Raw genomic sequence first — 21,740 nt, 5'->3', positions numbered from 1 at the left:
ATGAAGATCAAGGAAGTCATCGTGGTCGAAGGACGAGACGATACCGCAACGATCAAGCGCGCGGTTAATGCCGATACGATTGAAACTGGCGGTTCTGCCATTCATAAAAGAACGATTGAAAAAATCAGGCTGGCGCAACAAAAACGCGGTGTTATTATTTTCACAGACCCTGATTATCAAGGGGAGCGCATCCGAAAAATTATTAGCAAGTCAGTTCCAGGCTGTAAACACGCTTTTATTACCCAGGAGGATGGGACCAAAAAGGGCGACATCGGTGTCGAAAACGCGACACCTGACGTGATAATTCGTGCGCTCTCAGAGGTGCGTACCGAAATGGCGGAAACGGCTGGGGAGATTACCTCTGACGACTTGTTGGCAAATGGCCTGACGTCCGGTGTAGATGCCAAAGAACGCAGAATCAAGCTGGGAGAAGCATTGGGGATCGGATATGCCAACGCGAAGCAAATGCTGCAGCGGCTCAATGCCTTCCAAATCAGTCGAGCAGAATTCGAAGCGGCTATTGCAGCCATCAACAAAGAGAGGGAGTAAGCCATGACCCAAATAGCGGGCAAGGATATTGCCACACCGACGCGTACAAAAGAGATATTGGAGAAGTACGGCTTTGCTTTTAAGAAGAGTCTGGGCCAGAACTTCCTGATAGACACCAACATTTTACACAACATTGTTTCAGAGGCAGACCTCACCAAGGAAAAGGGAGCGATTGAGATTGGGCCCGGTATCGGTGCGCTGACGGAGCAATTGGGACGAGCAGCCAAAAAAGTGATGGCGATCGAAATCGACCAGCGTCTTTTGCCTATTTTGCAGGACACGCTGTCACCCTATGAAAATATTGAAGTCGTTCATGGGGACGTACTGGGGCTGGATCTGAAGAAATTAATAGAAGAAAAGATGACAGGAGTGGAAAAGCTGAGCGTAGTGGCGAATTTGCCTTACTATGTGACGACACCGATCCTGATGAAGCTGCTGGAAGAGAGATTGCCCCTCGAGAACATCGTAGTTATGATTCAAAAGGAAGTGGCAGAGAGAATTGCAGCCAAACCAGGAACGAAAGACTATGGCTCTCTGTCAGTCGCAGCTCAATTCTATGCAGATACAGAAGTAGCGATGATTGTGCCTGCAAGTGTGTTTATCCCGCGTCCGAATGTCGACTCGGCAGTGATTCGTTTAAAGGTAAGAGATCGTCCGCCAGTGGAGGTAGATGATCAGGACGTGTTTTTCCGGGTGGTACGCAGCTCGTTTGCACAGCGCCGCAAGACATTGTTGAACAACCTAATGAATGGACTGTTTCCTAAAACCCAAAAGGATGAAGTAATACAGATGCTCACTGACATCGGGATCGACCCGACCCGACGTGGTGAAACACTCAGTTTGGACGAATTTGCCCGCCTAGCGAACGAAGGTATGCGCCGCGGACTGATTACGTAAATCGTGTAGACAACCCCCTTATTTTTGGGCGCGATCCCCCAGAAAGGGGGTTTTTGCGTATTTATGCCCTTTATGCATATCTTTTGACAAATATCTACGTTTTTTATGAAAAAAACCCCGTTGACAAAATATCTGCAGGGTTGCTATAATTTTTTATTTCTTTGACAAAATATAAGTGAGCTGTTATAATAGATGTAAGCGAGGTGGATGGAACAATGGCAAGAAACGCGTTACTTGACATTAAACGTAGTTTGGACGGACACATTGGTGAGCGCATCCTGCTGAAGGCTAATGGCGGTCGCCGCAAAACCGTTGAACGTAGTGGCATCCTCGAAGAAACTTACCCATCTGTGTTTGTGGTAAAGCTGGATGACGACCAACTCTTTGAGCGGGTATCTTACAGCTATGCTGACATCTTGACGGAAACAGTAGAATTGACGGTGTGCCGCGAAAACGAGCACATCCGCATCACATTTGTACAACAGTAGAGCCCTTTTGGGTTCTACTGTTTTGTTTTTTATATCGAAAAGCTCTGAACATTTGGTTCAGGCAATAAAAAGAGCGGTATGGAGCACACTAAGCCTGTCAACGAGAAGGAGGGTGCTATGGGTCGCAGACGAGGACTGATGTCAGAGCAGTTTAAGATGGAACTGGCCAAAGAGCTTGGGTTTTACGATACGGTAAAATCCGAGGGTTGGGGAGGCATCACGACACGGGACGCGGGTAACATGGTCAAGCGCGCTGTTCAGCTTGCTGAGGAAGCATTAGCCGCTAAGCGATTGTAACGTTTGGGTTTGAACGTACGGACGTTTCTCACCATAAAGACTCGTTGACAAGGCCGGGGCATCCCGGCTTTTTTTTCTAGAAAGAGGGCTGAATTTTCGAAATACCCATAATGCTCTCGATCCTATTCTTTTTAATTGATCAAGTGGCATGGGAGAGTTTGCCTATGCTACAATAAGAAACTAGGAAATTTAGAAAGTAGGCAGAGGTGAATTACGTGCGTATCTCGGTCAAAGCTCCGGCCAAAATTAATTTGACTCTCGATGTGCTTGCCAAACGGCCGGACGGTTATCACGAAGTAGAAATGGTGATGACAACCGTAGACTTGGCAGATCGTGTGGACATGACTCTACGCGAAGATGGTGAGATTACGCTGGACTGTTCTGCCAGCTTCGTACCAGATGATATCCGTAACCATGCATATAAAGCGGCAACGCTCATGAAAGAAAAATTTCAAGTACGCCAGGGCGTACACTTGTATATCGACAAGCAAATACCTGTTGCAGCTGGATTGGCAGGTGGCAGCAGTGATGCAGCGGCAACACTGCGCGGCTTGAACCAATTATGGAATCTCGGGTTGACCAGAGATGAGCTGGCTAAAATCGGAGCGGAGATTGGCTCTGATGTGCCATTTTGCGTTTATGGTGGAACAGCGCTGGCGACGGGGCGTGGCGAACAGATTGCGCATCTGGGAGCTCCTGCACCGTGCTGGGTCATTCTAGCCAAGCCGCCTATCGGAGTATCTACCCCAGATGTATACGGCAACCTGCGGGTGGCCCAGATCGATAATCATCCTGATACCAAACAGATGCTGCAAGCCATCGCGACGCAAGACTTTTCACTCATGTGCCAATCTCTTGGGAATGTGCTGGAGAACGTTACACTCTCGCTCCATCCACAAGTAAGACAGATCAAGGATCTCATGATCGCGTCAGGAGCAGATGGTGTCCTGATGTCTGGCAGCGGCCCTACTGTGTTTGCTCTTGTGCAAAAGGAAGCGAAAGTACATCGGATCTACAATGCGTTGCGAGGTTTTGTCAAAGATGTGTTTGTTGTCCGAATGTTAGGCGCTCAAGAAGGGGAAATACTTGCATAAACCCGTATGGAAATGATACATTATCAGCATAATATTCGGTTTTGGAGGAAGAGCCATGAAGAAATTGCGCAGAAGTGCACGTCTGGTTGACATGACGCAGCACTTGCTCGCCCATCCCCATACGCTGACTCCTCTCACTCTGTTCGCGGAACAATACGGCGCAGCGAAATCATCCATCAGTGAAGACTTGTCTATCATCAAAGAGGCTTTTGAAGTCCAAGGGGTAGGCTTGTTGAAAACGGTGGCGGGAGCGGCAGGCGGAGTGAAGTATATTCCACAGGTCAAAACGGAAGAGGCCCTTCACTTCATGCGCGAACTGATCGGTCAACTCGCTAATCCAGAGAGACTTTTGCCAGGTGGATACTTGTACATGTCCGACATTCTTGGAAATCCACAAACGATGGCGAAGATCGGAAAGCTTTTTGCAACCGCTTATGCGGATAAAAATGTGGATGTCGTCATGACGGTGGAAACAAAGGGGATTCCACTTGCGTATGCGACGGCTATGTTTTTGAATGTACCTGTTGTGATTGTGCGCCGTGACAACAAGGTGACGGAAGGTTCAGTAGTGAGCATTAACTATGTATCGGGTTCCAGTAAACGAATCCAAACCATGTCACTCGCTCGCCGCGGTTTGGCCGAGCAGTCCCGTGTCCTCATTGTGGACGACTTTATGAAAGCTGGCGGGACGCTGCGGGGCATGATTGATTTGCTGCAGGAATTCCGAGCAACCGTAGTGGGATGCGGCGTACTGGTAGAAACGACAGCGGATGTTTCTGAGCGTTTGGTAGATGAATACGTATCGCTTGCAAAACTGCAGGATGTAGACTTCAAGGGCAAGCAAATTGAAATAGAGCTAGGCAGTTTTTTTGAAAAAAGAGGGGAGTAGATAGGTATGGCAATCTCTTTTGTTTCAACTGACAAGGCTCCTGCCGCTATTGGTCCTTACAGCCAAGCTGCAAAGGTAGGTCCATTTCTTTTTGCATCAGGTCAAATTCCGCTGCGTGCAGACGGCACGTTGGTAGAGGGTGACGTCGTGGAGCAAACCCATCAGGTTTTTTCCAACATTCAAGCGGTACTGGCAGAGGCCGGTGGCAGCCTGACGAACGTAGTGAAGGCGACTGTTTTCATCAAGGACATGAATGATTTTGGTCAACTGAACGAAGTGTACGGTCAATATTTCGGTGATCACAAGCCAGCTCGCTCTACTGTAGAAGTAGCACGACTGCCGCGTGACGTAAAAGTTGAAATCGAAATTGTAGCTTTTATTGAATAGGAAATAATGGAAAACGGCCTGATGCCACGTGCATTGGGCTTTTTTTGTACTTACAGAAAATGTTTCCAAAAAATGACATATAAACATATTTATATATTTTTTCAAATATTGCATAATGGTAAGCAGGAATATTTACCCAGCGGGTGGAAATAATCCTAAACGCGTTACATAGATAAAGGGAGTGAACTAGATGGAAGTAACAGACGTAAGACTTCGCCGAGTGAATACGGATGGTAGGATGAAAGCGATTGCATCCATTACAATTGACCATGAATTTGTGGTTCATGATATCCGTGTCATTGACGGAAACAATGGTATGTTTGTAGCTATGCCGAGCAAGCGTACACCAGATGGAGAATTCCGTGATATTGCACATCCGATTTCTTCGACTACCCGTGAAAAAATCCAGGCAGCAGTACTAACAGAATACGACCGCGTAGGTCAAGAGGAAGAGAGCACTATCGAAGCTGGTGCTTAAAAAGTCCTGAACACAAAGCACCCTGTCATTTCCGGCAGGGTGCTTCGGCGTCCGTTAACCATAACATTTTATTAGATCGTTCAAAATAATTTCTTGGTCCATTCCTTCCCCGATGAAGACAGCTACCATTTTCGGTCCGAAATTTTCAAAAGGGAACAGGAGCACCTGATTATCGGTATGTTGAAACGAGATCAGCTCGGGCTTTCCGTGGAACTGGACGTAGCCTTTTGCCCGATAGACGTTTTTGGGAAGATCGTACAGAAAGTCCTCGAATTTTTTCGCGTCTACCGGCCCGGTGAACACATAGGAAAACGTTTCGATACTATTGTAGAGAGAGGGTTGGCTTGTTTTTAGGCCAAGGGATTGCTTGAGCCTGTCCATCGTGGACATTCGGCCGATGCTTTTCTGTACGGCAATGGGGCGGCTTGTCTCGTTGTCTGGCGATCGCTCATGAACGGTGCGTTTGACTGACAAAAGCCGGGAGACTTCTATTTCTGCCTGAACAGTAGCGTGTATGGGTGCAGTCGGATTGATTTCACTGAGCTTTTGACGGACTCGCTCTATGACATCAGGACTAGTCAAATCGGTTTTGTTCAAAAGAAGCAGGTCTGCGTAACGCACTTGATTTCGAATCGTTTTGACCAGAGTGGCAGTCGAGGAGAATCGCGAGTTGAGGTCGAGAAAACGAGAGGCGTCGACAACACTAATGGTCCCTTTTAACTCCAGTCGATCATACAGCTCTGGATGGGTAATCGTATCGATGACATCGAGTGGATCGGCTACGCCAGTAGTCTCGATGAGGATTCGGTCTGGCGCAATGGCGTTCATAATATCTTTCAAGCCTTCCGTTAGCTCGCCTTTGATCGAGCAGCATATGCAGCCATCGAGCATTTTTTTGACAGGAAAGCCGAAGCCTTGCAATTGTTCCCCGTCAATATCTTCTTCCCCCATTTCATTCATCAAGACGACTACTTTCTGGTCTGTGATGCGCAAATGAGTCAGCCATTTTTGCAAAAGGGTGGTTTTTCCGCTTCCTAAGTACCCAGTCAGCAAGTATACCTCTGCGCTCATCTCATCCTACCTCCTTCAAATAACCCCTTTCGCCCAACAATATATCACATTTCTGTCAGAAAATTAAATGTTGTCTGGCTTGTGTCTAACTACTGGCAATGCAAGGAATCAGGGAGAATCCTGTATCGATTGTCTTGAAATTCACATATGAATTAGGATATAGTCATTGTGGAACTTCTACGATGGAGGGTTGACATGTCTAAGATCCATGCCGTGGTTCTGGCTGCTGGTCAGGGTACACGGATGAAATCGAAGCTGTACAAAGTCCTGCACCCTGTGTGCGGAAAGCCAATGGTTCAGCATGTAGTCGATACGATGGCGTCCATGCAGGTTCAGGATATCGTTGTCGTCGTAGGTCATGGTGCTGACGCTGTCCGTGCCAAGCTAGGCGAGGACGTCACTTATGCACTGCAAGAAGAACAGTTGGGAACGGCCCATGCCGTTTCGCAGGCAGCGCCGTTTTTACAAGATAAAGAAGGCACTACGTTTCTTTTATATGGAGACGTTCCCCTCTTGTCAGCGACTACGTTGTCGGCCTTGCTGACCTATCACGAGGAGCAGCAAGCGGCTGCAACTGTATTAACCGCCGTGTTACCTGACGCAACAGGTTATGGGCGTATCGTGCGCAATGAGGCGGGCGAAGTATTGCGAATCGTGGAACATAAAGACGCTTCGGAAGCGGAACGGGCGATCAGAGAAATTAATACGGGCATATACTGCTATGACAACCGAAAATTGTGGAAAGCCTTGGCGGAAGTGAAAAATGACAACGCACAAGGCGAATACTATGTAACAGACGTTGTCGGTATTTTGCGTGATGCAGGTGAAAAGGTAGTAGGGTACGAAGCAATTGACCCAGAGGAAACAATGGGTGTGAACGATCGTGTGCAGCTATCGGAAGCAGAAGCCTACATGAAAAAACGTATTATGACTGGTCACATGCGTAATGGTGTGACAATCATCGACCCAACTTCTACGTACATCGAAACGGATGTGAAGATTGAGGCAGATACCGTGATTCACCCAGGTTCTTTCCTGCGTGGACAAACAACCGTTGGAGCTGATTGTGTAATCGGACCCCAAGCGGATCTGACGAATGTGGAAGTAGCGAGTGGCGTGACCATTTCTTACTCGGTGATGGTTGATTCGCGTGTAGAAAGCGATTCTTCTGTCGGGCCATTTGCTTATGTTCGACCAGGATCACAGATTGGAAGCAACGCCAAAATCGGTGATTTCGTGGAATTGAAAAATGCGAAAATTGGTGACGGTACGAAGGTTCCACATCTCAGCTATGTAGGAGATGCGGAAATCGGAGACGGAGTCAATATTGGTTGTGGAACGATTACCGTCAACTACGATGGGGCAGTGAAGCATAAAACAACAGTAAAAGATGGGGCATTCATCGGATGCAACAGCAATCTGGTTGCGCCAGTTACAGTTGGACAAAATGCTTATGTAGCTGCAGGATCGACCATTAATCAAGATGTGCCAGATAATGCGCTTGCGATCGCACGTGAGCGTCAAGTTAATAAAATCGATTACGCGAACAAAATGCCTCGCAAGGGCAAAAAGCAATCATAAACGGGAGGTTCTTGAGAAGATCATGGCTAACTACCGCGACCCAAAACTGAAGGTATTTACGTGCAACGCAAACCCGGAACTGGCAAAAGAAATCGCTGAACACATCGGCGTACCACTCGGAAACGCACAAGTAGTGCGCTTTAGTGATGGCGAATGCCAACTCAAACTCAATGAAAGCGTTCGCGGTTGTGACGTATTTGTCATTCAGCCAACATCTGCTCCCGTTAATGAGCATCTGATGGAGCTTTTGGTGATGGTCGATGCATTGAAGCGCGCTTCAGCTAAGAGTATCAACGTGGTCATTCCTTACTACGGTTATGCTCGTCAAGATCGTAAAGCACGTGCACGCGATCCAATCACAGCTAAGCTGGTTGCTAACCTGATCGAGACTGCAGGTGCACAACGTGTGATTACGATGGATCTGCACGCAACACAAATCCAAGGCTTCTTCGATATTCCAGTAGATCATCTGCTGGGTGTGCCTATCCTGGGTAAGCACTTCTCTGAAAAAGGTCTGAAAGATATCGTTGTCGTATCTCCAGATCACGGTGGAGTGACCCGTGCTCGTAAATTGGCAGAACGTCTGGAAGCGCCTATTGCCATTATTGACAAACGTCGCCCAGAACCAAACGTAGCCGAAGTAATGAACATCGTAGGAAACATCGAAGGCAAAACAGCGATCATCATCGACGATATTATCGATACCGCTGGAACGATCACACTGGCTGCAAGTGCACTTGTAGAAGCAGGCGCACGTGAAGTATATGCATGCTGCACGCACCCAGTTCTGTCTGGTCCTGCTATTGAGCGTATTGCTAACTCGAAGATCAAGGAACTGATTGTGACCAACTCGATTCCGCTGACAGAAGAACAAATTATCGATAAGATTACCGTTCTTTCCGTAGCGCCAATCATTGGTGAAGCAATCATTCGTGTTCACGAAGAGCTTTCCGTAAGCAAGTTGTTCGATTAATATACAATCCCCTCTTTGGGGGTTGAACTAAACCTCCGATGGACAAGCTAGTGAGGAAACTTTTACTAGCGGTCCGAAGGAGGTTTTTTTGTGGAACAATTACAGGCACAGTCTCGCGAAAAAAAGACAGGCAATGCTGTAAAGGTGCTGCGTAACGAAGGCTGGGTTCCCGGTATTATGTACGGCAGCGAAGTGGGCAATAAGCCGATTCAGGTCAAAGGAAGAGAGCTGGATGCGGCCCTGCGTCACCAGGCGACGAACAAGCCATTCCGGTTAAGTGTAGACGGGGACATGCATGATGTCATGGTTTATGAGCTGCAACGGCATCCTTTGCAGGGGAACATTTTGCATGCAGATTTTAAGAAGATCAATATGAATGAAAAAATACACACGTCTGTCCCTGTCCTCATGACAGGAGATCCAGAATTGGGTGTAGCTACCCTTGTCCGCCACAGTGTGGAAGTGACTTGCTTGCCAGGTAATATACCAGAATCGTTCCTAGTCGATGTCGACGGGTTCAACATCGGGGATGTCGTGTTGGTAGGGGATTTGACAGTCCCGCCAGGAGTGGAGCTGGGGCTTGATTCCACGGAAGTGTTGATCAGTGTCCTGCCAGTTAAGGCCAAGTCCGAAGAATCGATTGATGCGGAGCAAGAAGCAGAAGCAGTGGCTGAAAAAGCAGGAGCTGCGAACGAATAAAATAGAGCATGAAAAAGCAGGGCGAGGTGATTTCATCTCTGCCCTTTTCCTTTTGTTCACGTGACCATTGGAGTACAATGGGAAGAGAGTAGGAGGGAATAAGTGTGAAAGTCATAATTGGATTGGGTAATCCCGGCAAAAAATATGAAGACACCAGACATAATGCTGGCTTTATGGCCATAGATAAGATTAGCGACAAGTGGGGAATTCCTGTTACACAAAACAAGTTTCGCGCACTCGTGGGCGAAGGCCGAATCGAGGGCGAGAAGGTGTTGCTGGTGAAGCCACAGACGTACATGAATCTCTCCGGTGAATCGGTTGCGGAAGTCCTGAAGTTTTACAAGCTCATTCCGGACGATCTCGTCGTCATCTACGACGATCTTGATTTGCCGACCGGCCATCTTCGTCTGCGGGAAAAAGGCAGTGCTGGTGGGCACAACGGCATCAAGTCGATGATTCAGCATTTAGGCACACAGGAGTTTAAACGAATCAAGGTCGGAATCAGTCGTCCTGAACCAGGGCGGAGCGTCAGCGACTATGTTTTGAATACGTTTCCAGTGGCGGAAAGAGCCGACATTCAAGAAGCGGTGAGCTTGGCTGCTGATGCATGCGCCATGTGGACAAGAGAGTCGTTTTTAAAGGTCATGAACCATTACAACAGCTTGAAGAAGTAGTATGATTTCCCACCCATTCGTCCATACTAACCGATAGGAACAGTATGGGGGTGGTATGTGCATGAGCATACGCTATACATGTCGTTGCTGCGGCATGAAGATTGCAGAATTTGACGAATCGCAAGTAACAGAAGCGCAACTCGGGTTTGATTCCTTGACCCCGGAGGAACGTGCTCTTATAATATCGAGAGAACAAAGTGGAGATACGGTCGTCAGCATCACGTGCGACTACTGCCGTGAAGCGCTGATTCAGCATCCAGAGCTTTCGCTAGTCGGAAACCCACTTCAATAAGTGGATACGCATTAGGGAGGCTTGCACTGACAAGGCCTTAGCTTGGGGAGCTAAGGCTTCTTTTCGCATGGCTGACCTGCGGTTGTTGTGAGCGTAAGCGAAGCTCTGATTTTAGTTGACAGAAGAATTAGAGAGGGGATTAGTGAATGCAAGTCATCATTAACCCGATGAAACAGGACACGAACGTCGGGACAATCGTGGCTGGTTTGGAGAAGGGGCTACATGAGCAGCTTGTCTCTGGCTTAGCTGGTTCCGCCCGGCAAGTATTGATGGCGTCATTGCAACAAATGGCAGATCGTCCGGTCTGTGTAGTGACGCATAACATGTACCAAGCACAAAAAGTATACGAAGATTTGATCGAGTTGGTTCCCTCTGATCAGGTGTTGCTTTATCCCGGTAATGAGCTGATTGGCTCTGAGCTTGCTATTGCCAGCCCTGAAATGCTGGCGCAGCGAATTCATGTATTCAACCGTCTGGCCCAAGGCTTTACGGGTTTTTTGGTTGCCCCTTTTGCTGGCTTGCGTCGCTTGGTTGTTCCCCCGCAAGTATGGAAGGAAGCACAGATTCAGTTATCCGTCGGTAATGAGCTCGATATCGAGTCCTTTTTGCTCCGATGTATTGAGCTTGGCTATGAGCGAGTGGACATGGTTGAGCGCAAGGGAGAAATGAGTATTCGCGGTGGAATTATCGACTTGTATCCGATCGATTCGGAGTGGCCAGTGCGGATTGAGCTTTTTGATGTAGAGATCGACTCGATCCGTACGTTTGACATGCTCTCCCAACGGTCTTTGGAATCGGTCCAGACATATATTCTTGGTCCAGCAAAAGAAATGATTGCTTCGACTCCGTTATTGCAGGAATCAGCTGTTCGCTTAGAACAAAAGCTGGGAGAAACCCTCGCCAATTTGAAGGATGGGGCTGCTAAGGAAAAAGTCATGGAGCGAATCGGCTCTGATGCAGAGAGAATGAAGCAGGGACAGCGTTTTGCACAGCTGTATTCGTACATCTCTGTCATTTACCCGACGGGTGATACATTATTGTCCTATATGCCTTCCGATACCTTGCTGATCGTTGATGAGCCTTCCCGTGTGTTGGATACGGCAGCGCAACTGCAAAAAGAAGAAGGGGAATGGCTGACGGGACGCATCATCCAGGGCGAATATATGTCCAATCTCAGCCTGTCGCGCACGTACGACGAGATTGTGTCGACGAAAAAGCGCCAGATCGTTTACCTCTCCCTATTTTTGAGACAATCACCAAAGACCCAGCCGCAAAACATTGTAAATCTGACTTGTCGTACCATGCAAAACTTCCATGGACAGATGAACGTGCTGAAAACAGAGCTGGCCCGTTGGAAGAAGTCCCAGGATCAGATCGTCTTTGTCGCAGCTGATTTGGAGCGTGCGAAGCGACTGGAGCGTGTCCTGCATGACTACGAAATGGAAGCGGATGTTTTAACAGAAGCAGTCGAGACAGTACCTCCGGGGCGTCCTACGATCATTTTAGGAAACCTCCAAACAGGCTTTGAGCTTCCGCTAAACAAGCTGATTGTTATTACGGAAGGTGAAGTGTTTACCGCGAAACAGCGCAAGGCGCGCAAAGTTCAGCAGACGATGAACAACGCGGAGCGTATCAAAAACTACCTCGAGCTCAAGCCCGGTGATTTCGTCGTTCACGTGAATCACGGGATTGGAAAATACCTCGGAATTGAAACCAAGGAAATTCTCGGAATTCATAAAGATTACCTTCATATTCAATACGCAGCAGGAGACAGTCTGTTTGTTCCGATTGATCAAATCGACCATGTGCAGAAGTACGTGGCGAGTGAAGAGGCACAGCCGAAGATTTACAGCTTGGGTGGCAGCGAGTGGAAACGCGTCAAAAACAAAGTCCAGTCGTCTGTAAAGGATATCGCCGAAGATTTGATCAAGCTGTACGCAGCCCGCGAATCTGCTGTCGGTCATACATTCTCTCCCGACACGACAGAGCAGCGTGAATTTGAGGCGATGTTCCCGTATCAGGAAACACAAGACCAGCTCCGCGCGATTTCGGAAGTGAAAGCGGACATGGAGCGCAAACGTCCGATGGATCGCCTCGTTTGTGGGGACGTAGGTTACGGGAAGACTGAGGTTGCTATTCGTGCTGCCTTCAAGGCTGTCATGGACGGAAAACAGGTAGCCGTTTTGGTTCCAACGACGATTCTGGCGCAACAGCATTACGAGACGTTCCGTGAGCGCTTTGCGGAATATCCGATCCGCGTGGAGGTATTGAGTCGATTCCGTTCGCGCAAAGAGCAGAATGCCACACTAAAAGGACTGAAGGAAGGTACAGTCGATGTTGTCATCGGTACGCACCGTCTACTTTCCAAAGACCTGACATTCCGCGAGCTCGGTCTGTTAATCGTAGACGAGGAGCAGCGCTTTGGTGTGAGCCACAAGGAAAAGCTGAAGCAGATTAAAACGAATGTGGATGTCATGACTTTGACCGCCACACCGATTCCACGTACCTTGCACATGTCGATGCTCGGTGTGCGTGATTTGTCTGTCATCGAAACGCCGCCAGAAAATCGTTTTCCTGTGCAGACGTATGTGATGGATTACAGCCCTGCTCTCGTTCGCGAAGCAATTGAGCGTGAGATGGCTCGTGATGGGCAAGTGTTCTTCCTCTACAACCAAGTACAGGGAATCGAACAGATGGCGGAGCAGATTTCGATGCTCGTTCCTGACGCACGCATCGCTGTAGCGCATGGACAGATGAACGAAAGCGAGCTGGAAGGCGTCATTCTCGACTTTTTGGAAGGGAATTTTGACGTATTGGTCAGCACGACGATCATTGAGACCGGGGTGGACATCCCGAACGTCAATACGCTGATTATTTACAATGCAGATAAAATGGGCTTGTCTCAGCTGTATCAGCTGCGTGGACGTGTAGGTCGTTCCAATCGAATTGCATACGCATACTTTACGTATCAACGGGACAAGGTGCTTACAGAGGTAGCGGAAAAACGTCTGCAAGCCATCAAGGAATTTACCGAGCTCGGCTCTGGTTTCAAGATCGCGATGCGAGACTTGTCCATCCGTGGAGCGGGTAATTTGCTGGGCGCGGAGCAGCATGGTTTTATTAATACGGTTGGTTTCGACTTGTATAGCCAGATGCTGAAAGAAGCCATTGATGAGCTGAAGGGCGAAGTCAAACAAGAGATTGTCACACCTGTGGAGATCAACCTGCAACTGGATGCCTATATTCCGTCGATGTACATTACGGACAGCCGACAAAAAATCGAGATGTACAAAAAGTTTGTCGCGGTGTCTACCTTGGAAGACGTCGACGATTTGGCAGAGGAGCTACTAGACCGTTTTGGACCAGTTCCGAAGCCGGTTGATAATCTGTTGACAATTTCCCGTTTGCGGGTGTATGCCTTGAAGCACCACATCACCGAAATTAGCCAGAAGAATCCAGACGAGATTAAATTGTTACTGCACCCTAGTCAGAACAACAATATCGATGGTGGAGCGCTGTTTGCGCTTACCAGTAACTGGAGCAAGAGGGTTGGGCTGTCGGGTGGACAACAGATCACGATTGCTGTTAAAGTAAAGGGGTTAAAAGAAGATGAGGGCGTGCAGTTGGTTGAAAAGCTGCTGCGTCAATTTCACCAGGTGCGAAGAGACACCGGTACGGAGAGCCCTGTGTCTTAACGGACAAAATGGGCTTGCCTGAGAAGGGAGAACCTTATTTATGAAACGTTCTGTAGCGATTCTATCTTCGGCTGTTCTGGTCGTGGCACTCATGACTGGTTGCGGTGGAAAAGCAGAAGAAGCGAAACAAGACTCAAAAACTCCAGCGAATCAGACAGATGGCAGTAATCAAGCTGCTAATGATCCTTTGGTACAATTCCCTAAACTCACTCTGCCTTACGCAGCAGACCAGAAAGCGGTCATTGTGGAGTATCAAGGAGGAACTGTAACAGGAAAAGAGTTCGAAGAGTTCCTGCGTGTTATTAACTTCATGAACCCACAACAAGGTACCATGATTGAAATGGCTGATAGCAAATCACTGAAGGCTTTTGCCCGTGAGTTCACAGCTACCAAGGTTTTGGCTAGCCGTTCCGACGACGCTATGAAAAAAGAGTCCAAAGAACTCGCTGAGAAAACTTTCGAGAAAATCAAAACACAGTACATGAGCTTTTTGGGTAAGGATGAAGCTCAGTTCAACAAGCTCATGGATGGCCAAGGCGTAACCAAGGACATGATCATCAATCAGATGGACTTGATCAACCAGTCCATCAATGTGATGAAAAAGAATATCGACGATGCTACGCTGAAGCAAACCTATGATCAAATGGACAAAGCTTCCCGTACCGTTGCTTCTGTTCGCCACATCCTGATCTCTACCGAAAAGCGCACACCAGAAGAGGCGTTGAAAATCTCCAACGACTTGGAAGCGCGCCTGAAAAAGGGTGAAGACTTCGCGAAGCTGGCAACAGAGTTCACGGATGACCCAGGCAGCAAACAGTCTGGGGGCTTGTACGAAAATGCGGATGTAACGCAATGGGTACCAGAATTTAAAGAAGCATCCCTGACACAAAAAGTCGGTGAAGTTGGACCGCCAGTAAAAACTAATTTTGGTTACCATATTATTAAGGTCGAGAATCGCAAAGAAAAGACCTTCGATGAGATGAAAGAACAGCTCCGTGCGAGTTCTTTGGAGAAAGCGTACGATACTTTCGGCAAGACTGAGCTGGACAAGCTCATTACGAAATTCAACATCCCGCAGTCCAAAAATGATGCTCCAGCAAAAAAATAAGAAGTCCGAAGAAAACAGGGAATTCGTTTCCCTGTTTTTTCGTTTTCTCGCATATTCTTCAAACGTGGGCAAATACTATTATCACTCGCTACCACCCGGGGGAGAGTAATTGAAGTAACTGGCAAAAATTGATACCATCACCCATAGTTAAAATTAGAATTTGAGGAAAAAATACAACCAACCAACCACCATCTATTCACTACCCACTTCTCAGGGAAAGCGAGGCAACAAGACATGAAAGCAACTGGTATCGTTCGTCGAATTGACGACCTCGGTCGGGTCGTGATTCCTAAGGAGATTCGTCGTACACTGCGCATTCGTGAGGGCGACCCGCTTGAGATTTTTGTGGATCGTGACGGAGAAGTCATTCTCAAAAAATATTCACCGATTGGAGAATTGGGTGATTTTGCAAAAGAGTATGCCGACTCTTTGTATGAAAGCATGAATCATACCGTACTGATTTCAGACAGGGATACTGTCATTGCAGTGGCAGGGGCCTCCAAAAAGGAATATTTGGAGAAACCAATTGGCAGCATTGTTGAAAAATGCTTGGAGGAAAGAAAGACCAGATTGGAGAAAAACGCAGGCTCTTATGAAATTTGTCGTGATTTGAACGAGACGATGGGCTCGTTCGTCATCGCACCGATTGTTGCAGGAGGCGATCCAATCGGGTCCGTGATCCTCCTCAACAAAAACGAGTCAACGAAGATGAGTGATTTGGAGATCAAAATGTCGGAAACAGCGGCCGGTTTCCTGGCAAAGCAGATGGAGCAGTAAGATCGCTCAGCAAAAACAGCCTCGTACCCCGGGGCTGTTTTTCTTGTGCCTATGGCCTTGTGGTATAATGAACGAAGTTTTAGGTTGGAGAGGAGAAATTTCACTCACATGGGTCAAGAAAAAGCTTCCGTTCAATTTGTGAAAGGCGCGGCGATACTTGGAATTGCCGGTCTTGTCTCCAAGCTTTTAGGCGCTGTATACCGCATCCCATACCAAAACATTGCCGGAGATATCGGCTTGTACGTATATATGCAAGTATACCCGCTGTATACCGCGTTGTTGATTCTAGCGACGGCGGGTTTCCCCATTGCCATTTCCAAGATCGTCTCCGAGCGCGTCGCTGTCGGGGATGCGATCGGGGCACGCAGGGCGTTTCGAGTAGCCAGTATATCGCTGGTCGTTCTCGGGATCTTTTTCTTCTTACTGTTATATGGAGGGGCACCTATTATTGCCAGTATGATGGGTGATGAGCATTTGATTACCCCGCTCCGAGCGGTAGCTTGGTCACTGCCATTGGTACCGATGGCTGCGATCCTGCGCGGCTATTTTCAGGGGCATCAAAACATGATGCCGACTGGCGTCTCTCAGGTTGCTGAGCAGTTCATTCGTGTGATTTTCATTCTGGTTGCTGCATTCTGGGCGATGAACGTGTATCAGGACCCTTACCTGGCAGGTACAGGTGCCGTTTTTGCTGCTTTTCCAGGTGCCATTGCAGCAATTCTCGTCTTGCTTTGGTATTGGAGAGCGGACAAGAAGATGGGGCAGCTGTCCATGGGTCAGGTTCAGCAATCATCCGTGCAACCGTGGACCAATCGTCAAATACTTCGTCATCTCTTGACCTATGCCGTTCCGATTTGTATGGGCGCACTGGTTCTGCCGCTTGTTCCGCTTGTAGACTCGATGACCGTCGTCAATATGCTGCAATGGAGCGGGACCCCGGAGGACTTGGCCAAGCTTTTGAAGGGTGCATTTGACCGTGGTCAACCACTCATTCAGTTTGGTACGTTTTTTGCCACGTCCTTGTCGCTGGCATTAGTGCCTGCGATCAGTGAAGCTGTTGCCCAGCGTCAGCATCAATTGATCTCTCATCGTTCCGAAGTGGCGATTCGACTGACCTTCCTTCTGGGATTACCTGCTTCCTTTGGTCTTGCTCTGTTGGCGGAGCCGATCAACGTCATGCTCTACGGAGATAGCAACGGTACCGAGGCCCTCGCTGTACAGTCCTTCACGATTATTTTCGCCACAGTGAGTATTGCTAGCGCGGGAATTTTGCAAGGCTTGGGGCGTGTAATGCGACCTGCCCGCAACCTGTTTATTGGTGTATTGGTGAAGCTCATTCTCAATCTGGCACTCGTCCCGTTCTGGGGTATCTCTGGTGCAGCAGTGTCCACCGTTTTAGCTTATTTGGTTGCCATGGGACTAAACGTTTTAGCGGTAATTAAATACACGGGAGCAAACATTGGATTCCGTCAAACAGTGAAAAAGCCATTTGTGTCTGTCGTTGTGATGTCGATTGTTGTTTTGATAGTGGAGTGGCTCGCTAATACAATGCTGGCCAGTGCCGGACTTTCCAATCGCTTGTTCTATACGCTGGTAGGCTTGATTGCTGTCGCTTTTGGAGCATTGTTCTATTTGCTGGCGCTTTTGAAAACGGGTGGACTTACGAGAAGCGATATTCAATTTTTGCCTAAAGGAAAGCGAATTGCTTCGCTGTTAACGAAATACAAGCTCCTCCCAGCGGAGAAGGCGAGAATGAACGAAAAGGAGGCGTGACAAGTGGAAATGAAGAATAAGACCATTACCGTAGTCGGTCTTGGTGCCGGAGATTTGGACCAGCTTCCTTATGGCATCTATCGTACGCTTAAAGCTGCCAAACAGCTGTATTTGCGCACGAAAGAGCATCCGGTCGTAGCCGAGTTGATCGCAGAAGGCATCACGATTGAATCCTTTGACGATGTATATGAGCAGCACGATACGTTTTCCGATGTGTACACGGATATTGTAGAACGGCTTTTTTCACGGGTAAACGAAGCCGGCAGCCTTGTCTATGCCGTGCCAGGTCATCCTTTGGTGGCGGAACGTACCGTGCAGTTGTTGCTGGCAGAGGGACCAAACCGTGGCGTAGAAATCAAAATTGGCGGTGGACAGAGCTTTATCGATCCGTTGTTTGCCCGCCTACATATCGATCCGATTGAGGGATTCTCTCTGCTGGATGGGACGGCGCTCGCTGCTCATCAAGTATCACCGGGTCTGCACACGATTATCGCGCAAGTGTACGATGCGTTTGTCGCCTCTGATGTGAAGCTGACCTTAATGGAAGTGCTGCCAGATGATTACGAGGTGACGGTAGCGACAGCCGTAGGGGTAGCGGGACAAGAAATCATTGAGACAGTCCCGTTGTATGAACTGGACAGACTCGATCATTTCGGGAATTTGTCCCTGGTGTATGTACCGCCGACGAAGGACGAGAAGGTGTCGTACCGCCAATTCTCCTACTTGAAGGAGATCGTTGCGATCCTGCGCAGTCCGGATGGATGCCCGTGGGATCGCGAGCAAACACATCAAAGCATCCGCAAAAACTTGATTGAAGAGACGTACGAGGTTTTGGAGACGATCGACGACGATGATCCAGATGCGATGTGTGAGGAGCTGGGTGATTTGTTGATGCAAATCATGCTCCATTCGCAGATGGCAGCCGAAGATGGATATTTTTCGGTAGAGGATGTTGTCGCGACGTTGAATGAAAAGCTAGTTCGCCGCCACCCGCACGTATTCGGGGAAAAGAGCGCGAATGATTCTGAGGAAGCGCTGGCGAATTGGCAGGAGATCAAAGCACAGGAAAAAGCAGCAAAAGGCATCGATGTAACGGCTCAATCACAGTTGGCGGGAATACCGCGCGACTTGCCAGCACTAATGTATGCGTACAAGCTGCAAAAGAAAGCAGCCCAAGTAGGCTTTGACTGGGACGATATTGCAGACGTGTTCAAAAAGGTAGAAGAGGAATACCACGAACTACAAGAAGCATCAGAGGAAGAACGAGCTGGCGAGTTGGGTGATTTACTATTTGCGGTAGTCAATCTGGCGCGTTTCCTCGGGCTCGATCCGGAGGAAGCCCTCGCATTGACCAACAACAAGTTCAAGAAGCGCTTTTCCTATATTGAAGGCAAGCTGCAAGAAGCGGGCCGTACCTTTGAGCAGACGGACCTGCAAGAAATGGACAAATGGTGGGAGGAAGCCAAACATGAGACTTGATAAATACTTAAAAGTGTCTCGACTGATCAAGCGGCGCACGCTCGCAAAAGAAGTGTGCGACAAACAGCGTGTGGAAATTAACGATCGCCCTGCAAAGGCATCCAGTAATGTGAAAATCGGCGACAAGCTGGCAATCCGTTTCGGACAAAAAATCGTTTCGGTAAAAGTAGAGGATATCAAAGAAAACCCACGCAAAGAAGAAGCGGCTTCGCTGTATACCGTCATCGGCGAAGTTCCTGTTCCGCGGGATGAAAAAGAAGAAGATGCTTACCTCAAAGGGTAATGTGCATACGAACAGAGACTGCCGGGATGGCAGTCTTTTTTTAGGCTTTTTTTAAACGAAGGGATATAATGGGAGTACTTGAGGGTATTTCCGAAGGGATGTGTGCTGTATGCAACAAAACGGGGTTCGAACGGGTTACTTTTTGTCCATTTCGCTTCTGTTATCATCAATCCTATACTTTTTTGCTTCGAACTGGCCGCTTATGGTCAGGGAACAAAAGATCGGCGTCAGTGTGGCAATCCTCGTCCTTTTTTATTTATTATCCTATGGACTGCGTTTTATCAAACGACATTCGTTTTTGAGCAATTGGCTTCTGGTGGCTGGAGGCTTGGCTTTTGGCACCAGTGTGGCATTGTTGGGGCAAATATACAATTCACATGCCGACAGCTATATGCTTTTCGTCGTATGGCTCATACCGAATTTGCTGTTCGCGATTTTCACGCGCTATCAGCCATTCTATGTCATCAGCTATGTCCTGGCTCATTTGGCGATTTACTTCTTTCTCCATCCAACCGTCATTCATGTAGCCCATGAAGACGAGTGGTGGTTCATGATTTTTTGGTTGATTGCGTTGGGGAATATGGTCCTGTTCTGGTTAACCTCTACGGGGAAATGGCATTCCAAGCCGATTTACTACCTATCGTTTCTGACGTTTTCCCTCAGTCTTTTCGTTTCATCCTTTACCGAGGTGTATGGTCCGCTCCCTGAGCTTTTATATGTCCTGACGGGCGGGATTCTGTTTGTCACGTTTTTAAAATGGGTGCCGAGTCGCGGGCTTCTGATTGTGACGGCATCGCTGCTCGCGCTGTTTGTGCTCGCTAATTTCATATCCTACATGGTGCAATATTTCTCAGAAAGCTTCTTTGTTTTCATGCTGCTGCTGACTGTACTCATTGTTTGGGGAGCAGTTGCAGGGATTAATTGGCTACGCAAGGAATCAGCCCATCAAAAAAGCAAATGGGTTGTGTTCTTTCAAGAGGCATTCACGGTTCTCGTCACAACCATTGCCGCATCCATTGGAACCTCTTCGATAGCAGGTCTGCTTTTTCTGATCATTCAAGACGAAGTGGTTATTGATTTACTTTTTTTCCTTTCATTAATTGGCTTTATTGGCCCAGTGGTGCTTATGAGCAGGATGAATACAACGGTACGATATACGCTGCTTACAATGGGCTATATATTTGGTATCGGTTCTGTTCTCTTTTTAGAAGGAGCTTATTGGATCGTTTTCCTGTTGGTACTGTTATACGTGTGGAAAGCTGTCTCTGCCATTCCAGCGCGGCTTTTGACACAGTTGACCTTTTTAGTCGTCCTCGCTACGAAGCTGGATGAGTACCTGCCTTCCTTTGAATATGTGCTCGTAATTATCTTTGCTACGCAGATGGCGATGCATTACGTAAAGCAATTGCCAGTCGTTTTGCAAAACAGCTCGTTGGTGTACGCCTTACTCTCGCTTTTGATCCTGACGGAGAAAAGCTTTCAATCAGGCTCCATGAATGTGGTCGTGAATCTGGCTTTTTTCGCAGTCAGCACGTATTTGTTGTACCGGACATTGCATCAGCAAAATAGGGTGAGATTCGGAATCGTGCTCGGTTTCTGGTTTGCCTTTCTCCTCATGAAGTACTACGACATGCTATGGAGCTTGCTGCACAAGTCACTGAGCCTGCTTTTGCTCAGCCTGGTGTTTTTTATTGCTACCTTGTGGTGGGATCGAAGGGCGAAAATCGAGTGGCCAAAAAGCGAACCGTCCCTTTTTATGAGAAAAGCGCTTGTGTTGCTTCCTGTCATTTTGCTGCAATTTGTTTTGATTGGCTATCAAGTATGGAGCAGTGAGACGATCCTGGCCAACGGAAAAACGGTGAAGCTGGAGCTGGTCCCAATCGATCCGCGTTCGTTGCTGCAAGGGGATTACGTCAGACTTGGCTACACCATATCTGCATTGGACCAAGAACAGGTTGACTCAGGGGATAAGATTCGTGTCGTACTCCGTCAAGAAGCAAATGGCTTGCACAGCTACAGTGGCTATTATGAGCTCAATGGTCGGTGGAATCGGGCCTACGAGCCTCAGCCATCCGATGTGATCATGAATGGAAGCACAATCGGTGGCAATCGAGTGGAATACGGCATAGAAAGCTATTTTGTCCCGGAAGGAACCGGACTTGAAGTGGAGCGGAATGCCAAATACGCTATTGTGAAAATTGGCGAGAGAGGCGATGCCATTTTGGAGAGCCTGTCGAACCAGTAGATATTTCAAAA

General features: G+C 48.0%; 21 protein-coding genes. 20 read left to right on the top strand and 1 reads right to left on the bottom strand.

Annotation, left to right across the window (positions count from 1 at the left end; translation table 11 throughout):
* The 8 genes from rnmV to spoVG all read left to right on the top strand — a co-directional run bounded on the left by rnmV (position 1) and on the right by spoVG (position 5,079).
* Positions 1-549: a ribonuclease M5 gene (rnmV, locus tag HPY31_RS26485; protein ID WP_012683864.1), complete on the top strand. Its 549-nt coding sequence runs from the start codon at positions 1-3 to the stop codon at positions 547-549.
* A 3-nt stretch (positions 550-552) separates the two neighbouring features.
* The gene (gene rsmA, locus HPY31_RS26480; protein WP_016740913.1) at positions 553-1,446 is read left to right on the top strand and encodes a 16S rRNA (adenine(1518)-N(6)/adenine(1519)-N(6))-dimethyltransferase RsmA; all 894 of its coding nucleotides are present in this window, start codon (positions 553-555) and stop codon (positions 1,444-1,446) included.
* 215 nt (positions 1,447-1,661) lie between these two features.
* Positions 1,662-1,934, top strand: a complete 273-nt coding sequence (veg, locus tag HPY31_RS26475) for a biofilm formation stimulator Veg (protein ID WP_005830485.1) — start codon at positions 1,662-1,664, stop codon at positions 1,932-1,934.
* 117 nt (positions 1,935-2,051) lie between these two features.
* Positions 2,052-2,231, top strand: a complete 180-nt coding sequence (locus tag HPY31_RS26470; RefSeq protein ID WP_012683866.1) for a small, acid-soluble spore protein, alpha/beta type — start codon at positions 2,052-2,054, stop codon at positions 2,229-2,231.
* A gap of 215 nt (positions 2,232-2,446) precedes the next feature.
* Positions 2,447-3,325 (top strand): 4-(cytidine 5'-diphospho)-2-C-methyl-D-erythritol kinase, encoded by an 879-nt coding sequence (gene ispE, locus HPY31_RS26465; protein WP_016740914.1) that lies wholly within the window; start codon positions 2,447-2,449, stop codon positions 3,323-3,325.
* Between the two features lie 55 nt (positions 3,326-3,380).
* Positions 3,381-4,214 (top strand): pur operon repressor, encoded by an 834-nt coding sequence (gene purR, locus HPY31_RS26460; RefSeq protein ID WP_012683868.1) that lies wholly within the window; start codon positions 3,381-3,383, stop codon positions 4,212-4,214.
* A gap of 6 nt (positions 4,215-4,220) precedes the next feature.
* Positions 4,221-4,601: a RidA family protein gene (locus tag HPY31_RS26455; protein ID WP_016740915.1), complete on the top strand. Its 381-nt coding sequence runs from the start codon at positions 4,221-4,223 to the stop codon at positions 4,599-4,601.
* A 190-nt stretch (positions 4,602-4,791) separates the two neighbouring features.
* On the top strand, positions 4,792-5,079 hold the full coding sequence (gene spoVG, locus HPY31_RS26450) for a septation regulator SpoVG (RefSeq protein ID WP_007719936.1): 288 nt from the start codon (positions 4,792-4,794) through the stop codon (positions 5,077-5,079).
* A 54-nt stretch (positions 5,080-5,133) separates the two neighbouring features.
* Here the strand turns inward: spoVG and HPY31_RS26445 are convergent, their stop codons facing one another.
* Positions 5,134-6,150, bottom strand: coding sequence for a CobW family GTP-binding protein (locus HPY31_RS26445; RefSeq protein WP_172143058.1), 1,017 nt, complete (start codon positions 6,148-6,150; stop codon positions 5,134-5,136).
* A 195-nt stretch (positions 6,151-6,345) separates the two neighbouring features.
* Between HPY31_RS26445 and glmU the strand changes: the two genes are divergently transcribed.
* The 12 genes from glmU to HPY31_RS26385 all read left to right on the top strand — a co-directional run bounded on the left by glmU (position 6,346) and on the right by HPY31_RS26385 (position 21,729).
* The gene (gene glmU, locus HPY31_RS26440) at positions 6,346-7,731 is read left to right on the top strand and encodes a bifunctional UDP-N-acetylglucosamine diphosphorylase/glucosamine-1-phosphate N-acetyltransferase GlmU (protein ID WP_087350655.1); all 1,386 of its coding nucleotides are present in this window, start codon (positions 6,346-6,348) and stop codon (positions 7,729-7,731) included.
* Positions 7,732-7,753: 22 nt separating this feature from the next.
* Positions 7,754-8,704 carry a ribose-phosphate diphosphokinase gene (locus HPY31_RS26435; RefSeq protein WP_007726399.1) on the top strand — a complete coding sequence of 317 codons (951 nt, stop codon included), beginning with the start codon at positions 7,754-7,756 and terminating at the stop codon, positions 8,702-8,704.
* A gap of 90 nt (positions 8,705-8,794) precedes the next feature.
* On the top strand, positions 8,795-9,403 hold the full coding sequence (locus HPY31_RS26430) for a 50S ribosomal protein L25 (protein ID WP_172143057.1): 609 nt from the start codon (positions 8,795-8,797) through the stop codon (positions 9,401-9,403).
* 104 nt (positions 9,404-9,507) lie between these two features.
* Positions 9,508-10,077, top strand: coding sequence for an aminoacyl-tRNA hydrolase (pth, locus tag HPY31_RS26425; RefSeq protein ID WP_064202230.1), 570 nt, complete (start codon positions 9,508-9,510; stop codon positions 10,075-10,077).
* 61 nt (positions 10,078-10,138) lie between these two features.
* Positions 10,139-10,369 carry an anti-sigma-F factor Fin gene (locus tag HPY31_RS26420; RefSeq protein ID WP_007726431.1) on the top strand — a complete coding sequence of 77 codons (231 nt, stop codon included), beginning with the start codon at positions 10,139-10,141 and terminating at the stop codon, positions 10,367-10,369.
* Between the two features lie 146 nt (positions 10,370-10,515).
* Entirely contained in the window at positions 10,516-14,064 is a 3,549-nt protein-coding gene (mfd, locus tag HPY31_RS26415) for a transcription-repair coupling factor (protein ID WP_172143056.1), read from the top strand.
* A gap of 40 nt (positions 14,065-14,104) precedes the next feature.
* Positions 14,105-15,172 carry a peptidylprolyl isomerase gene (locus HPY31_RS26410; RefSeq protein ID WP_172143055.1) on the top strand — a complete coding sequence of 356 codons (1,068 nt, stop codon included), beginning with the start codon at positions 14,105-14,107 and terminating at the stop codon, positions 15,170-15,172.
* Between the two features lie 234 nt (positions 15,173-15,406).
* On the top strand, positions 15,407-15,949 hold the full coding sequence (gene spoVT, locus HPY31_RS26405) for a stage V sporulation protein T (RefSeq protein ID WP_012683876.1): 543 nt from the start codon (positions 15,407-15,409) through the stop codon (positions 15,947-15,949).
* Positions 15,950-16,057: 108 nt separating this feature from the next.
* The gene (locus HPY31_RS26400) at positions 16,058-17,722 is read left to right on the top strand and encodes a putative polysaccharide biosynthesis protein (protein WP_172143054.1); all 1,665 of its coding nucleotides are present in this window, start codon (positions 16,058-16,060) and stop codon (positions 17,720-17,722) included.
* Between the two features lie 9 nt (positions 17,723-17,731).
* Positions 17,732-19,201 (top strand): bifunctional methyltransferase/pyrophosphohydrolase YabN, encoded by a 1,470-nt coding sequence (gene yabN, locus HPY31_RS26395; RefSeq protein ID WP_172143098.1) that lies wholly within the window; start codon positions 17,732-17,734, stop codon positions 19,199-19,201.
* Positions 19,191-19,484, top strand: coding sequence for an RNA-binding S4 domain-containing protein (locus HPY31_RS26390; RefSeq protein WP_012683879.1), 294 nt, complete (start codon positions 19,191-19,193; stop codon positions 19,482-19,484). Before yabN ends, HPY31_RS26390 begins: the two co-directional genes overlap by 11 nt.
* A 109-nt stretch (positions 19,485-19,593) precedes the next feature.
* A complete protein-coding gene (locus tag HPY31_RS26385) occupies positions 19,594-21,729 on the top strand; it encodes a GDYXXLXY domain-containing protein (protein WP_172143053.1) in 2,136 nt (711 codons plus the stop codon).
* Positions 21,730-21,740 lie beyond the last annotated feature (11 nt).

The sequence above is a fragment of the Brevibacillus sp. HB1.3 genome (assembly GCF_013186635.1).
GTDB lineage: Bacteria > Bacillota > Bacilli > Brevibacillales > Brevibacillaceae > Brevibacillus > Brevibacillus brevis_D.
The sequence above is the reverse complement of the archived record's forward strand: the minus strand, read 5'-3'. Positions and strand labels throughout refer to the sequence as shown.

What these genes read in the sequence shown, in the direction of transcription:
- yabN (WP_172143098.1), top strand. Translation starts at nt 17,732, where the DNA reads ATGAAGAATAAGACCATTACCGTAGTCGGTCTTGGTGCCGGAGATTTG.
- HPY31_RS26420 (WP_007726431.1), top strand. Translation starts at nt 10,139, where the DNA reads ATGAGCATACGCTATACATGTCGTTGCTGCGGCATGAAGATTGCAGAA.
- HPY31_RS26400 (WP_172143054.1), top strand. Translation starts at nt 16,058, where the DNA reads ATGGGTCAAGAAAAAGCTTCCGTTCAATTTGTGAAAGGCGCGGCGATA.
- HPY31_RS26455 (WP_016740915.1), top strand. Translation starts at nt 4,221, where the DNA reads ATGGCAATCTCTTTTGTTTCAACTGACAAGGCTCCTGCCGCTATTGGT.
- veg (WP_005830485.1), top strand. Translation starts at nt 1,662, where the DNA reads ATGGCAAGAAACGCGTTACTTGACATTAAACGTAGTTTGGACGGACAC.
- purR (WP_012683868.1), top strand. Translation starts at nt 3,381, where the DNA reads ATGAAGAAATTGCGCAGAAGTGCACGTCTGGTTGACATGACGCAGCAC.
- HPY31_RS26390 (WP_012683879.1), top strand. Translation starts at nt 19,191, where the DNA reads ATGAGACTTGATAAATACTTAAAAGTGTCTCGACTGATCAAGCGGCGC.
- mfd (WP_172143056.1), top strand. Translation starts at nt 10,516, where the DNA reads ATGCAAGTCATCATTAACCCGATGAAACAGGACACGAACGTCGGGACA.
- HPY31_RS26445 (WP_172143058.1), bottom strand. Translation starts at nt 6,150, where the DNA reads ATGAGCGCAGAGGTATACTTGCTGACTGGGTACTTAGGAAGCGGAAAA.
- HPY31_RS26435 (WP_007726399.1), top strand. Translation starts at nt 7,754, where the DNA reads ATGGCTAACTACCGCGACCCAAAACTGAAGGTATTTACGTGCAACGCA.
- rsmA (WP_016740913.1), top strand. Translation starts at nt 553, where the DNA reads ATGACCCAAATAGCGGGCAAGGATATTGCCACACCGACGCGTACAAAA.
- spoVG (WP_007719936.1), top strand. Translation starts at nt 4,792, where the DNA reads ATGGAAGTAACAGACGTAAGACTTCGCCGAGTGAATACGGATGGTAGG.
- glmU (WP_087350655.1), top strand. Translation starts at nt 6,346, where the DNA reads ATGTCTAAGATCCATGCCGTGGTTCTGGCTGCTGGTCAGGGTACACGG.
- HPY31_RS26385 (WP_172143053.1), top strand. Translation starts at nt 19,594, where the DNA reads ATGCAACAAAACGGGGTTCGAACGGGTTACTTTTTGTCCATTTCGCTT.
- spoVT (WP_012683876.1), top strand. Translation starts at nt 15,407, where the DNA reads ATGAAAGCAACTGGTATCGTTCGTCGAATTGACGACCTCGGTCGGGTC.
- HPY31_RS26410 (WP_172143055.1), top strand. Translation starts at nt 14,105, where the DNA reads ATGAAACGTTCTGTAGCGATTCTATCTTCGGCTGTTCTGGTCGTGGCA.
- rnmV (WP_012683864.1), top strand. Translation starts at nt 1, where the DNA reads ATGAAGATCAAGGAAGTCATCGTGGTCGAAGGACGAGACGATACCGCA.
- HPY31_RS26470 (WP_012683866.1), top strand. Translation starts at nt 2,052, where the DNA reads ATGGGTCGCAGACGAGGACTGATGTCAGAGCAGTTTAAGATGGAACTG.